The 15,182-nt window shown below is 34.4% G+C and carries 15 protein-coding genes; 11 read left to right on the forward strand and 4 right to left on the reverse strand.

Annotated elements, in window-relative coordinates:
- Window positions 1-325 precede the first annotated feature (325 nt).
- From DW761_RS02755 to DW761_RS02765, 3 genes are read right to left on the reverse strand one after another with little or no spacing between them, the layout of a single operon-like run.
- A complete protein-coding gene (locus tag DW761_RS02755) occupies window positions 326-1,636 on the reverse strand; it encodes a DUF4153 domain-containing protein (RefSeq protein ID WP_117516344.1) in 1,311 nt (436 codons plus the stop codon).
- Window positions 1,637-1,654: 18 nt separating this feature from the next.
- Complete coding sequence (locus tag DW761_RS02760) at window positions 1,655-1,861, reverse strand: helix-turn-helix domain-containing protein (protein ID WP_117452896.1); 207 nt, start codon at window positions 1,859-1,861, stop codon at window positions 1,655-1,657.
- 15 nt (window positions 1,862-1,876) lie between these two features.
- The gene (locus DW761_RS02765; protein ID WP_158552195.1) at window positions 1,877-2,320 is read right to left on the reverse strand and encodes a DUF2975 domain-containing protein; all 444 of its coding nucleotides are present in this window, start codon (window positions 2,318-2,320) and stop codon (window positions 1,877-1,879) included.
- A 166-nt stretch (window positions 2,321-2,486) separates the two neighbouring features.
- On the opposite strand from DW761_RS02765, the gene DW761_RS02770 reads away from it, so the two are divergent.
- From DW761_RS02770 to DW761_RS02780, 3 genes are read left to right on the forward strand one after another with little or no spacing between them, the layout of a single operon-like run.
- The gene (locus DW761_RS02770; RefSeq protein WP_117516345.1) at window positions 2,487-3,524 is read left to right on the forward strand and encodes a suppressor of fused domain protein; all 1,038 of its coding nucleotides are present in this window, start codon (window positions 2,487-2,489) and stop codon (window positions 3,522-3,524) included.
- 11 nt (window positions 3,525-3,535) lie between these two features.
- Complete coding sequence (proC, locus tag DW761_RS02775; protein WP_117516346.1) at window positions 3,536-4,339, forward strand: pyrroline-5-carboxylate reductase; 804 nt, start codon at window positions 3,536-3,538, stop codon at window positions 4,337-4,339.
- Window positions 4,339-4,626, forward strand: a complete 288-nt coding sequence (locus DW761_RS02780; protein WP_117516347.1) for a hypothetical protein — start codon at window positions 4,339-4,341, stop codon at window positions 4,624-4,626. Before proC ends, DW761_RS02780 begins: the two co-directional genes overlap by 1 nt.
- A 14-nt stretch (window positions 4,627-4,640) precedes the next feature.
- Here the strand turns inward: DW761_RS02780 and DW761_RS02785 are convergent, their stop codons facing one another.
- Window positions 4,641-6,080, reverse strand: coding sequence for a hypothetical protein (locus DW761_RS02785; RefSeq protein ID WP_117516348.1), 1,440 nt, complete (start codon window positions 6,078-6,080; stop codon window positions 4,641-4,643).
- A 337-nt stretch (window positions 6,081-6,417) separates the two neighbouring features.
- Between DW761_RS02785 and DW761_RS02790 the strand changes: the two genes are divergently transcribed.
- From DW761_RS02790 to DW761_RS02825, 8 genes are all read left to right on the forward strand, one after another.
- On the forward strand, window positions 6,418-7,143 hold the full coding sequence (locus DW761_RS02790; protein WP_117452902.1) for a metallophosphoesterase: 726 nt from the start codon (window positions 6,418-6,420) through the stop codon (window positions 7,141-7,143).
- A gap of 43 nt (window positions 7,144-7,186) precedes the next feature.
- On the forward strand, window positions 7,187-9,403 hold the full coding sequence (locus DW761_RS02795) for an EAL domain-containing protein (RefSeq protein ID WP_117516349.1): 2,217 nt from the start codon (window positions 7,187-7,189) through the stop codon (window positions 9,401-9,403).
- Between the two features lie 122 nt (window positions 9,404-9,525).
- Window positions 9,526-10,302: a Cof-type HAD-IIB family hydrolase gene (locus DW761_RS02800; RefSeq protein ID WP_117516350.1), complete on the forward strand. Its 777-nt coding sequence runs from the start codon at window positions 9,526-9,528 to the stop codon at window positions 10,300-10,302.
- Between the two features lie 137 nt (window positions 10,303-10,439).
- Window positions 10,440-11,552 carry a DUF4261 domain-containing protein gene (locus tag DW761_RS02805; RefSeq protein WP_117516351.1) on the forward strand — a complete coding sequence of 371 codons (1,113 nt, stop codon included), beginning with the start codon at window positions 10,440-10,442 and terminating at the stop codon, window positions 11,550-11,552.
- A gap of 192 nt (window positions 11,553-11,744) precedes the next feature.
- Entirely contained in the window at window positions 11,745-13,118 is a 1,374-nt protein-coding gene (locus tag DW761_RS02810) for a polysaccharide deacetylase family protein (protein WP_117516352.1), read from the forward strand.
- A gap of 193 nt (window positions 13,119-13,311) precedes the next feature.
- Window positions 13,312-14,121 (forward strand): Cof-type HAD-IIB family hydrolase, encoded by an 810-nt coding sequence (locus DW761_RS02815; RefSeq protein WP_117516353.1) that lies wholly within the window; start codon window positions 13,312-13,314, stop codon window positions 14,119-14,121.
- Between the two features lie 7 nt (window positions 14,122-14,128).
- Complete coding sequence (locus DW761_RS02820) at window positions 14,129-14,461, forward strand: DUF4274 domain-containing protein (protein ID WP_117516354.1); 333 nt, start codon at window positions 14,129-14,131, stop codon at window positions 14,459-14,461.
- On the forward strand, window positions 14,462-15,124 hold the full coding sequence (locus tag DW761_RS02825; protein WP_117516355.1) for a DNA alkylation repair protein: 663 nt from the start codon (window positions 14,462-14,464) through the stop codon (window positions 15,122-15,124).
- The last annotated feature ends 58 nt before the right edge of the window (window positions 15,125-15,182 follow it).

Genomic DNA, 15,182 nt, shown 5'->3' on the forward strand with positions numbered 1-15,182 from the left:
AAAACATAATAACAGCATCGCACAAAGGGGATATGGTATCCACAGCCATAGGACGAATGTTTTGCCAGCATCAAATAGGGAAAATAGTAATAAGAGGGTTAAGTAAATTTCCAAGTATAAAAAATCCTTGATTAGCATCTGCATACAGGTGCAATACCTATTACTACAGATCATGGATATAAACAGATATACGATGGATATCATCCATGCAATCACAGAAAATACAACGGAAATCTGATATAGGGAACAGGGTATTTCTGCGATACTGACCTGAAGATGAACAAACAGAAAGCTAAAGATACTACAGGATAATAATCCTTTGATATCATTCTTCATGGTATTCCATTATGGTATATGGTGCAGTTTCATCATAACTGCTGTTTACCCAGTGTGGTACATTTATAAGATTCAATATGAGAAAGGCTGCCATCACAAAGCGTGTAATCCACAGAATATGTGGCGTACCATCTTTTTTACAAAATAACAGTAATAGAAAAACACCTAATAATAAACATAAAAACCATGCAGCATACATACGTAAATAGGTAAGGGCATCATAGGCAGAAATATAAAGATAAAGTTTTGTCATAGCACAAAGCACCAATAAAACGGTCAAGATAATCAAGCATCTTTCTACCCATATCGCAAACTGTGTACGATATTCACTTGTGACATTGATCATAATGATGATTGTTAAATTAAGGGTGGCAATCACACATAATTCAAAAAATCCCTGACGTGCAAAATCGGAAAAACTGAATACATCACGATTCATTCCCATAGAGGATATAATGCCTTGAATACCTGCGATAAAGAACAAGAAATATGTCGCACATAATACCAGCTCTATGGTTGTGCAGATGGTAGAAGGCAGAAAACAAAGACGTTTTCTTCGTTGTAGCATGATATCCTCTTGATATAATGAAACAGATTGATGAGCGATATTTCCATAGCTTAAAGACAGATAATAAAAGAACAATGGAAAGGTAAAAAACAGGGTCATAAGCCAACGAAAGATAAATTCCTCATCAAAATGGATCTGTTCAATGTAATAAGCAAACATATTATCTGCACGCATTAATAAAGGAATAATCAAAAATAGCAGTGGAATACTGAAACATAGTCCAAGTAAAATCTTTAAGCTGTCGTTGAACTTGAAAGGAAATGCGGATTTAAATAATTGAAAGCTTGCGGATAGATAATGAAATGGCGCATGCAGAATCGCATGTAGGATATCATTGATGATCCAATCACTTTCTTTTTCTTTGATCAGATGATTTCCGCATTCTAAAAACCAGTAGGCATAGATGATGTTGAAGAATAGAAAGTTGACCATTTTCAGGAAAGGCTGGTTTTGATAGATGATATTTGGCAGAATATCCACAAATAGAAAAATCGCAAGATACCAGCTTTGTTTCCTTAACTTTCTCATCCTTAAGTATTGATACAGTAAGGAAATACCTAATAATACCAGCATATATAAGGCACTTAAGGTGTCTGTGTGGAAGAAGGATGTTTGATAGATAAATAACAGCGTCAGGATAAATAGTGTGATACTAAACAGGATATCCAGTGTTTTAAGGCTCATTTTGGGTACACGAAAACCCACATCAGATGTGATGCTTTTTTTCAACATAATATGTTCCTCTTTTCTTTAGTCTTTTACATATTCTAAAATGTCACTTGGCTGGCAATCCAGGGCTTCACAAATCGCTTCTAATGTGGAAAAACGAATTGCCTTGGCTTTGTTGTTTTTTAAGATGGATAAATTGGCATTGGTGATACCAATTTTTTGTGCCAGTTCACCAGCTGAAATTTTGCGCTTGGCCATCATGACATCCAGATTTACAATAATTGGCATACAGGCACCTCATTTCTATATGGTGTAATCATTTTCTTCTTTGATAAAGATTGCTTGCTCCATAACATTTTTTACTACGCGAACAATTAAGGCGATAAACGCAAAGGTTACAGATACCATGATAAATGGCATATATTTCATGGTGGATATAAGAGTAATGATGCCCACTATGATACATAACCAGGATATCCTGCGCAAACAATAGACATTGTCATGGATGAAGATTTTTTCTTGTTTGATATTGGTCAATAGTTTGTATAAGTCAAACAATAAGAAGATTGCGATGGCAAGACACAGATATAATGTGATCAATATCACTTCAAAAGCTTCATAGACATGATTGTATTCGACATAAGCTTTCACAATGAAATAGCCAAATACACAAAAACATATCCATAAAACAAAGAAGATACGAATAGCCCATAGGGATAATTGTAAGGAATGATCTTTATTCCACAAGGAAATCACCTCTTTCTACATGTTTAGTGTATCATGAGATAATATGAAAATCAATATATTTTTATCGAAAAACGATAATTTTATATTGAAATGCAATGAACTATGAAAAACGTATGTTTTTTGATTCATTATCTTGGTATAATATAACAAACGTAAGGAGAGCTTTATGGAAAATGAAAAAAGTTTAATATTTTCACAATCACCGCTGTGTCCGCTTGCGGCGGATGTTATCAGTGATGGACAAAGTATTTATATGTATGTTTATGATTTGGATTTTGAAAGTGAACGGCTTATCGCTCATAGTGGCTGCTGGATAAAAAATCTGGTAGACGCAAAGGAACGTTTTGAACCTGATGAAATGCTGGAGGGTGTACAGCCGGTATTACCAAAATGTTATTGTGAGGAGCATGATCATGTAGAATGGTTGTCCCCGGCCCTTGAAATCGTATGGAGTCCATCTGGAGAAACTGCTGGATTATATCATGATGATGAGCTTATATGCGTTATGCCATATAGGAAAAATCAAAACAGTAGTGGTTTTTCTAAATATGTAAAAGAAAATAGTCTGGCAGCTATGAAGATGGAGGAAGGCAGACGATATATCGAGGATGTGGAAAAAGGGAAACAGTTTTGGAAACAGGAATTCAATCTGGAGTGGAAAACCTACAATAATTCCTTTTTTGAAAACTTAAATGATTACTTTGGGAAAGCAAAGCAATGTTTCGATTTAAATAAAGATGAATTTCCAACTAGACTGCTGTTAACATTTGAAAAAGAAAATATTTGTTATGGTGTAAGTATTGGTTGTGGAATGTTTCCAATGCCACAAGGACTTACCTGTTATGAGAGTATGATGGAGGCAAAGGCAGAATATATTATCGCTACAGATCAGGCACATTTTGATGAAAAGCAGCGCTTAGATCTTTACGCTTCTTTAGCGGGATTATGTGGGGTGCCATGGCATACCATCAGCTGTGTGGCACATGGGCATACGCTGGATATGAAAATTAAAGAGTACCCTTATGCGATCGTTATTGATGATGCCTGTATGAAACATCCCATTCCTTTAGATATAAAGAAAGACGGTGTTCATCTATTATGGATTGCAGGAATCAGTCAACAGGAATTTGAAGATGCACATGATAAAGTAAAACGTGAAGCGCTGATCAAGCATATATGTGAAACAAAGCGCTATATAATGTAAGGAGAAGAAATATGAAAACGATAGGATTTATAGGTTGTGGAAACATGGGAAGAGCCATGGTGGAAGGTATTATGAAAGCAAATCTGGTAGATGGAGATCATATGATCGTCAGTAATGCCCATCCCGAAAGATTAAGTGAATTATCAGAAATTTATGATTGTTATATATCTGATAATGAAAGTGTTGCGAAAAACAGTGATATTGTGGTACTTGCGATTAAGCCATATTTATATAAAGAAGTAATTACTTCTATCAAAGATATTGTGAAGGATGATGTTATTATCATCAATATTGCGGCCGGAATCTCTACACAGGATGTTGTAGAAATGTTTGGACGTAAAGTAAAAACAGTAAAAGCCATGCCAAATACTCCTGCAATGGTACAGGAGGCAATGAGTGCGTTATCCTTTAGTGATAACTGTGATCAAGATGATAAAGAGGATGTCATCGCAATCTTTGAAAGCTTTGGACAGTGTCGAGAAGTAGAAGAACGTTTGATGGATGCTGTCATGGTTGTTTCTGGTTCATCCCCTGCTTATATATTCATGGTGTTAGAAGCCATGGCAGATGGGGCAGTGATGCAGGGGCTTCCTAGAAATGATGCCTATGCATTTGCGGCACAGGCAATGATTGGCAGCGCAAAGATGATGTTAGAAACGGGAAAACATCCGGGTGAATTAAAAGATATGGTATGTTCACCAGCCGGCACAACGATTGAAGCAGTCGCAAAAATGGAAGAAATGGGATTACGCAGTGCAATTATAGAAGGTATGAGAGCTTGCGCAAACCGTGGTAAGGAAATGAGTAAAAAATAATGGAAAGCATTCATTTAGCATCAACGGAAATCTATTCAATTTTATCTGCTATCTTATGGCTGATAATTGGTGTTGTCATTATGCGATATGGCAATCGTATCCGTATGGAAAAAGGACAAAGCGATGGAAAGGCTGTATCTTTCTGGGGTCTTATCATGTTCGTGAATGCGGCACTTGTTGTCTATATTCCAGATATCATGCTGGCATGGATGATTGCCATAGTATTGTTTTTGATATCTTTGATCATCCTGCTTATATATCAATATAAGCAAAAGAAGTGTAAATGAATCTACACTTCTTTTTATAATGTTTGTTGATAAACACTTAATAGGAAAGCCATGGTATCTTCAGGCTTTTCTACCATGGAGCTGGTTTTTAAAAACTGAAAGAAATCAGAAAGCATTGTCCCAAAACTTAATTCATGAAACAAAAAGCTTGTGCCACGATCATCCATGCCATAGCGAAACAGTATGCGATTTTCACTATACACGGCAATGGATAAGGATTGATGAAAGGTAAACTTATTATTTACCAGATAGGCATGATAATGACTGCTTTCCTGTTGTTCAATCATTTTTTTCAAAATCATTTTACGTTCCTGCTTATTAAATGGCTCATACATATAACTTGGCACTTCTGATATCTGTCCAGTTTCCATAAATCGATATAAACCAGTTCTTGTGAAATAGATGGTCATGTCTTTCATCTGATGAAGCTTTTCCAGATAATCCTGCAACATATGCATCGCATGTTGATCTTTGCGTATTTCTGGTTTTATCTTCTTAATGATCTCTTCCATGGGAAATAAAGGCAATACACATGGCTCCTGCATGAATGAACATATTGGATCATCAAAAGATGTTTTGTTCAGCTCCTGAAGATACGGCTGTAAGATTTCTGTTGGTCTGTGATGTCTTTGAATAATAGAAATCGATATAGACTTGCGCTTTTCAATGAAATCCTGAAACTGATTTAAAATACCAGGTTCATGGGTGATTAACGCACCAGATAAATCTTTTCTGAAATTGATGACACAATCATCTGTTAAGAAAACATATGGATAAGGCGCATAATAAGATTGATCAACTGCCGAACTATGATAGTAGCATAATGGCTGATAGTTACATCCACATAGTAATAAAGGTGTAAAGCTTTCACACAACTTGATATTGAATAGCAGTTCTGCTTTACTAGCCACATTTGCACTTTGAAAGCACAACAGATGAATTAAGGTAACATCTTTACGACCGTACAGGGCACTTGCGATAAAATCGTAAATGCTTGGATCAGCATCCTGCATTAATAGATAGACTACAGGATCTTTTTTTGTTTTGACACGTCCAAGAGCACTGGACATGCATTGAATCAAACTGTATTTATCATATACACAATAGGTTTCCTTTTTTGGTTCACTTTCGATACTCATCTTCAACATTGGCGATTCCACATGGGCATTTGCCTGTAGATGTTCAATGAAGGATTTGATAATCATATGCTGAGAATAAGCTTCCTTTCCAATCTTTTCAATGTGATATAAGCGCATTAGTTCTTCTTGTTGACGAAGAGAAAGCATCATATAAGGCAGTACTTTTTCAAAGAAGCTTTCCTCTGATGGAATCCTTGCGCCTGTTATGATTTTTTGAAGCAGTGTACGATTGATTCCGCTTTGTCTGGACAGTAAGGAAACATTGACATGGTTTTGATGAATACAGTCTTTAAAGTAATTAGAAAAATCACTCATAAATATCCCAACCTTTTGCATTTATTATAACAAATTATTTCTGATTGTGACAGAAACAATGTCACAATCTTTGTCACATGTTGATTTTTTTTGTTTGACACCGTAAACTATTAATGTAAGCTAAAGGGAATGTAGCTTGCCTCATACATATCTTATCGATAGATATTATTCTTTTAATTATTAATATTGTTTTGTTTTTTTTGGGAAGAAAATTGGTTTCAATAGATGAAAAGAGGCAGTTCTGCTGCCTTTTTTCATATAATTTCCAAATTTTGAAAACAACGTATCCTGAAAGCACAAAGCGTGTTAAAATAATAGAGAAGAAAGAGGGGCAATTATGACAAATTATGCATGCAGTGATATCCATGGTTTAAAAGAACGTTATGATCATATGATGGAGTATATCAAAGAAGAAGATACTTTGTATCTTTTAGGTGATGTCATAGATCGTGGAAAAGATGGAATTGCGATTTTACTGGATGTTATGAAAAGAAAAAATGTTGTCATGTTGCTAGGTAATCATGAGTATATGATGAAGCAGTATTATGATGCAAAATATGATTTGATAAAAGATCCAATGATGAAACAGGAGGTCACTACACGCTGGAAAATGAATCATAGTGAACCAACACGTCAGGCATTTGAAAAACTTCCAAACACAACGCAGGAAGAAATATTAAAATTCATTGCACAGCTGCCTGTCATCATTGCGGATTTACATATCAATGATCAGATATATTATCTGGTACATGGGTGCCCGATTCAACAATTACATGAGGGTACATGGAATTGTCAGGATATTGAAAAACAGGGATATATGATAGAAAGTGCTGTGTGGAATCGCATGGAAGGTAAAGAAAAATTCTTTAATGATCGATGTGTGATTGTGGGTCATACACCTACACTGTATTATCAATCCTGTATGCCATATGAGATATGGTATCGCGGGGCTTCATGTAAAGATACGGATTTAATAAATATCGACTGCGGTTGTGCCGCCAATAATGCTGGGACACAATTGGCACTGTTTAATTTAGACAATCGTGAAGTAAGATATTTCTAAGTCGTATACAAGGACGAGAATAACGAATTGAGAGGGAGCTAAAATGGGACAGACGAAAATACGATTACGACATGTCATATTTCTATTGTTTTGTGGGTGCTTATTCTTTTTTACTTGTATCTCCTTTATTTATCAGACAAATAATCGCTTTGAAGAGGAGCTTTACAATTATCTAAAAGATGTATCTATACAAAATTCAGAAATCATGAATTTAAAGATAGAAAACAACGTGCATGTATTAAAAGGCATGACAAAACGTCTTTTTCATGGAAACTACTATGACAAGGATAAAATTATCAAAGATTTAAAAGAATCAGAGAAAGAAATAGAATATCAGGATATCGGATATTTTGATGTGGATGGAAATGTTGTGCTTGTCAATAGCGGCAAAGAATTTTCATTAGCGGATACTGCATATTTTCATAAGGTAAAAAATGGCGAATCTATTGTCACAAATGAGGCAATTAATACCAATGATGACTGTGTTTTCATTACACCTTTTCTGAATCGTGATGTTTATCAGGGTGGATTGATCATGATTCAATCCAAACAAAGTTTCATCAGTACGATTACCTTGACGAATGAAAAAGAACTGATTCATACAGCGATTATCGATGAAGATGGGAAAATGATTACTGCGGATGAAGAAGTAAAAGATCATATTCAGACACATTTATCACAAATAGATGAAACAAATCTGAGTGAACAATTATATCATTATTATGATGAACATGATAACGAATTTCTATTATATTATGAACCCTTAGATTATAATAACTGGTATTCCGCAAGTATTGTTTCCGCAAATATCATCAATGATAAGACAAGGGACGCAAGAATGCTGACAGGTGCATTTGTGTTGATTATACTGGTAGCGGTCATATTCTTTATTTATCAATATCTAAAAACGAAAGCTAATACCAAACGGGAAATGGAGCGCTTAGCGACATATGATGAGGTCACAGACAGTGAAAATTATACAGCCTATTTAACAAAAGTTAAAAAATGGCTCAGAGTCGGTAATCGAAATGACTGGTGTATTATTCATTTTGATATCAAAGACTTTAAAATTATAAACAGTATGTTAGGATACATTGAAGCTGATCGTCTATTAAAGAATGTATTTGATATCATACAATCAGATTGTAAGGAGGAAGAATGCTGTACACGTGTAGAAGCGGACCGCTTTGTTGTGTTATGGCATTTACATGATGAAAAAGCCATTCGTGAAAGAATAGAACGTCTGGATTCAGAAATCACCAATTCCTTCCCTATAAGAAAATTCCATGAAGAATTATTATTGTACTATGGCGTATATCTTATCAAAGATACAGATTCCAGTTTTGTGAAATGTATTGATAAAGCAAAATACTGTAAGAATTATTGTAAACCAGATATGAAGATTATGTTTTATGATGATTCCATGTATGAAAGCCGGATGATGGAACGCCGCTTGGAAAATCGTATGTATCATGCACTAGGCAAAGGAGAATTTGAGGTTTTTGTCCAGCCGAAAGTAGATACAGATTTAAATAATAAGATCATATCCGCAGAAGCACTTGTACGATGGCGTGATCCTGATGAAGGATATATCCAGCCATCAAGATTTATACCACTTTTTGAACATAATGGCTTTTTAGAAAATCTGGATTTATATACCTTTGATGTGATTTGTATGCATCTTGCACGTTGGAATCGGGAAATTGATCCTAATCTGAGAATATCATTTAATATTTCACGTTCTTATATATTTAAAGAAGGCTTTGCGAGAAGATTGAATGATATCGCAGATATCTACGCTGTGAATAAATCAAACATCGTTGTGGAAATCGTAGAAAGCATGTTGTTTGAAAAACCTGATCAGTTGATCAATATCATCATGGAAATGAAGCATTATGGCTTTAAGATTGCCATGGATGATTTTGGCAGTGGATATTCATCATTGAGTATGTTGAAACAAATTCCATTTGATATCTTAAAAATAGATCAGGGGTTCTTTAGAACAGAAAAAAACAATGAAGAAAAAGGCCACGCCATCGTGGATGTTATCATACAGCTGGCAAATCGTCTTGGAGTAGAAGTGATTACAGAAGGAATTGAAACAAAAGATCAATTGGATTTTGTCAATCGATGTGGCTGTCATATGGTACAGGGCTTCTATTTCTATGCGCCAATGAAAATTGAAAAATTTGAAACATTGATTGCATTAGATGATGGGTTTGATAAAATCGAATACAGCAAGCATCTTTATGATAATTAAACAAATGAAAAACAGTAACCGAAAATAATATATGATTTGGTTACTGTTTTTGTTTCTGTATTTCACCTTTCACATTCAGGAAATCTCTGTTATAATGAACCCGTTTGAAAGGCGGGTTGGATATGGGAAAATTATTCTTTTTTGACATTGATGGAACATTAACAGGTGTAGAAAAACCCGGTTATATTTATGAAAGCACAAAAGAGGCAATCAGACAATTAAAGGCAAACGGGCATTTTGTGGCATTAGCGACAGGTCGTGCAGCGTTTCGTGCACGTATGTTTCAAGAAGAAATTGGCATAGAAAATATGATTTGTGAAGGTGGCAATCAATTGATTATGAACTGGGAAACTGTGGAGTATACACCAATTGATCAACAAGTGGCAAAGACAATTTGTGAAAAAGCATTAGCATATGACTTTGGCATTGCGATATCTACCAGTGATACACGTGTCAGATTTACACCAAATAAGCGCTTTATTGAAGATGCTGGAGATTTCCATGATTTCATGGATGTTGTGATTGATGAAAAACTGGATTATCAAAATGCTGGTATAATCCGTCGTCTGTTTCTAACCATCCCCAAAGGAAAAGAAGATATGATTCCTGAAATCGATCTGATTGGTCGAATGCACTATGGAAATGATCAATTCATCATCGTAGAACCAGATCATAAATACACAGGTATCACCAAGATGTGCAAACGTCTTGGAAAAGATGAAAACGATGTTGTGGTATTTGGGGATGGAATGAATGATCGTAAGATGTTTCAAGAAGCACCCTTTTCCATTGCGATGGGAAATGCAATTCCTGAGTTAAAAGCAATTGCGGATTATGTTTGTGAAGATAGTGATCATGATGGAATCTATCTTGCATGTAAACATTTTGGCTGGATTTAATATGTAAATTTATATGTTTTAAAAAAGGCATAAAGACAAATGTGAAGTTTTTATGTTTTTTTACGTAATTTTAACAAAAATGATATCCCATTTTACAATTACGAAGTATAATAAATACGAAGAAAAAGAGGGTGAACATGATGACAACACAAAAAGATGCTGCAGTAAATGCTATGTTATCATGGTTAATGGATGACCATGTATTAAAACAGATACCACAAGATTTAGAATGCACAAATGAATTTGATCTTCACCAGTTACATTACTATATTTTCCGTTTTCGTGAACAAAAGCATGATCCATGGCTATTAGGAGTATGTGGTGGTTATGAAGTGGATGAACATGAACATTGTGGTCATGTATTTTCACGATATGTGGAATATCACAAAGAAACAGAAGTACAAGATGCAATTGACATTGTTGAGATGATACGGGATTACTGGATGAAACGTGCAGATGAAGAAATTCAGCGAAATAATAATCATCAGGATGTGCAATCTAATGAAGAAAGTGGAAATTTCAACGGCTTTGTGTTGATGGATACCCATCATTTTGATGTTTCAAATGTTGTGAAGCAGATGAAAGAAGACTGGAATCTAAATGTAGAGCTGTCAAGTGATCAGGAGCAAAGTGATGATGCAATTGTGATGGATATCGATGATATGCTGGTGGCTATTAGTTTTATTGACGCACCAGTGCCAGATAATGAAGCAGAGTACTTTGCGCAAAGTAATTATTTTTGGAAAGATGGTGTAGAAGTCACAAAACGTCATGTTTCACAAATCCTTCTTGCGGTATTGGGGCATGAAGAACCATGTCGTAAAGCAGGAGAACTATTCGTAAAGATTGCGTCCAGTGCATTAAAAAATGAACATGCACTAGGTATCTATACAGCTGGAACGGTTTTTGAACCTGCATTTTATATCGATTGTGCCCAAGCGATAAAGGAACAGGACTTTCCTTTAGACAATCTGGTTTATTTTGGATTGTATCAAAAAGATCATCTTTGGAATGCATACACGTATGGTATGCAGGATTTCCACAAAGAAGAAATGGAAATCTTACATGTGGATATGAATCCTATGGATTTGCGCAATATGCTGTTTGATATTGCCTATTATGTTCTAACAAGCAATGTTGTATTAAAAGATGGCGAAACGATTGGATTTTCACAGGATCAGCGCTTACCAATCACGTTCTCCAAAGGAGAAGCAGTGGAAGGCAATAGCCTAAAGATACATTTAAATTAATATAATAATTACATTATGATAAGGTAACTATAGAAATGTTCTTTTTCATAAAAATCATAAATATACTGTGTAGATGTAAAAAATCTGCACAGTTTTATTAAAATTTACAAATTTAAGGTATCTTAAGCGTTTCTTTACAACTTGTATACAAACTCATGATATAATGAAACAAAACATGAAGGAGAACGGAATATGCAGGAAGTAAAAAGAAGTACACGTAAAAGAAAATTGAGGATCGATCGGGTATTGATATTATTATTGGTAATATTGATTCCTGTTGGTGTGATTTTGGGAATTGTAAAATTTTTAACAAGCAGTTCACCATATGCAAAATATGAAGAATATAATGAAGAAACAAAACTGGCTGGTTCCATGGAGCATGATACAAACGAGGTCGAGGATCAATATTATCTTTCTGTTTATTATCCAGAATTTAATATACCTGTATTGGATAAAAAAATTAAGGATTTTAAAGAAAAAGAACTATTGACCAATATCAAGCATGAGGGAATGCATTTCATCAGTGTTGATTATGACAGTGAACAGCTGTTTGATCGATTCACGACAGTAACATTTCATCAGATTGTAAAAGATAAAGATGATAAAGTCGTTGCGAAGAAAGATACTTCATTTAATTATGATAAGAAAACAGATAAAATCTTAGGTGTAAAAGATGTATTGCGCAGAGATTATTTAAATCTGTTAAATGATAAAGCAAAAACAGCGAAGCTGGATGTAAAATCATTAAAAAGCGAGCAGTTATCTAATTTTATTTTAGGTAAAAATGCAGTCACTTTCTATCTGAATGATACTCTTGATCAAAAGATGTCTGTAAATTATAAAGATAACAGCGCTTATATGAAGCTTGCGGATAAAAATATTCCTTCCTTATATCAAGGGAATGTAGAAACACCAACAGCGCAGCCAAAAGTTGACCCAAATAAACCAATGGTTGCGATTACCTTTGATGATGGACCACATTATGAAAATACAGAAGAAATTATGAAAACGTTTGAAAAATATAATGGTCGTGCAACTTTCTTTATGTTAGGGAAAAATGTGGAAATCAATGCGGATATCGTAAAAGATGTATATAAACGCGGCTTTGAAATTGGAAACCATTCATGGGATCATGAGGATTTAAGAACATTGGATAAAAAAGGTGTTGTTTCAGAAATTTACGATACACAGGATGCTATTTATAAGCTGACTGGCTATGAACCAACATATTTCAGACCTCCTTATGGGGCATTAAATGAAACGGTATTAAACGCAAACCAAACCGGTTATGCATTCTGGGATGTAGATTCTCAGGACTGGATGTTGAAAGAAGCTGGTGCTATAAAAAATTCGGTTGTAAAATCTACAAAAGCTGGAAACATGGTCGTGCTTTTACATGATATCCACGATTTCTCTAAAGACAGTATTGAACCCATTTTAGCAGCCTTATCAAAAGATGGATATCAGTTTGTGACATATTCTACATTGATGCAGCATGAAAAAGATTATCTACTGCAATTAGATGAAAATTATGGTGTGCCAAAAGATATCGCTAATGGCAAATAAGATTCGCGAGGAAAGTTTCGACTTTCCTTTTTATATGTTACAATGTAAGTAATAAAAGATAAAAAGAAGTATACCATCTACAAGACATTGTTGGTGATTATGATGAGTTCGAGAATGTAGAAGATTTAATCACATTTATTTTAAAAGGAAAAAAGAATGATTGTGATAATTGAAAAAAGAGGAGAAAAAATTTATGAGTATTAAAATGATTGTAACGGATTTAGATGGTACCTTTTACCATCGTGATTTAACGTATGATAAAGCACGCTTTATGCGTCTATATGAAAAAATGAAACAGCAGGGTATTCACTTTGTAGTCGCTAGTGGTAATCAATATTATCAGTTGATATCTTTCTTTGATGAAATAAAAGATGAATTAACATTTGTATCAGAAAATGGTGCTTATATCGTTGATCAGGGAAAAGAACTATTTTCCACAGAAATAAAAAAAGATACTTTCAATAATATCTTAGATGTATTGGATCACTATCCATCTTTATTAACGATCGTTTGTGGAAAAGAAAGTGCATATACGTTAAAAAATATTAAAGATGAAGAGTATGCGTTTTATATAAATTATTTTCCAAGATTAAAGAAAGTGGATTCCCTTCATGAAATAGATGATCAAATACTAAAATTTGCTTTGGTGGCCAACGAAGATTTTGAACATGTATTATCACAATTGAAACAGGCTGTTGATGATCATATCAGCGTTGTAAGCAGCGGTCATGAAGATATCGATTTGATTGTGAAAGGTATCCATAAAGGCAATGCTGTCCAAATGCTGATGAAACAATGGCATATCAAACCAGAAGAAGTTATGGCATTTGGTGATGCAGGAAATGATGAAGAAATGCTTCGTATCGCTAAATATGGCTATGTAATGGAAAATGGCAGCCCGGATTTATTGGCGAAGTTTCATCGACATGCGCCACATCATGAATCAGATGGTGTATTAGAAATCATTGAACAATATTTCAATGATCCTGCCTCTATACTATAGGTGATTTATGATGACTTATGAAGATATGCAAAAGCAAATTGACCAATATAATTGGGATGATGGCTTTGAGTTTGTGAAAAACCTACTAAATGAGCCGTTATGTGATTTAGCATTAGCAATCAAGATATTTTATCTCGGTGATGGATATGGCTTTTTGATAAATGGAAACAGCTGTCAAAATGCTTGGAATACATTGATGCAGAAGCTGTATCAAGACATATTAGCAGGTGAATATAAAAATAATCATCCTTATGAGATACTACTCACAAAAGTTCAAGTATATAAGATGAAAAAGATGAATATTCCTCCTGTTTTTTATGAAGGATATGAAGGTGATTAAATGAGTGAAAAATACAGTCAGATTGTATCCTTATTTGAGCAGCATCGAAATGAGAAACAGGCGGAAGCAATGGCTGCCTATATGAAAAATCATTTTCGTTTTTTTGGAATTGGTAGTAAACAAAGAAAAGCATTAGAAAAAGATATTTTCAAAAAAGAGAAACAGTCTAAATTGATCGATTGGGAATTTTTAAACCAATGTTTTGATCATCCGCATCGTGAGATGCAATATGTTGTATCTGATTATCTGATGATGATGCAGAAATATTTGCATTATGAAGATATTGAGAGAATCGAATATTATGTTAGAAATAAACAATGGTGGGACAGTATTGATGCTTTTGATACCATCATAGGGAATATTGGCTTTAGTGATCAGCGAGTAAATCAAATCATGTTAAGCTGGTCATTAGATGAAAATATGTGGATGAGAAGGCTTGCAATTGACCATCAGCTGAATAGAAAAGGTGAAACAAATAAAGAATTATTAGGTGAAATCATTGTTCATAACTTAAAAAGTGATGAATTTTTCATCAATAAAGCAATTGGATGGAGTCTTCGTGAATATTCTAAAACAAACCCAACATGGGTAAAGGCGTTCATCAAGGAGCATCAGGAAGATATGTCGAAGCTCAGTATAAAAGAAGCAGGTAAATATTTGTGAAATATATATTATTAAAAGGAATGGATTAGGATTACTTAGCTAATATAATCTATTCCTT

Origin of the sequence: Absiella sp. AM29-15, assembly GCF_003434225.1 — a bacterium.
Classification (GTDB): domain Bacteria; phylum Bacillota_I; class Bacilli_A; order Erysipelotrichales; family Erysipelotrichaceae; genus Hoskinsella; species Hoskinsella hominis.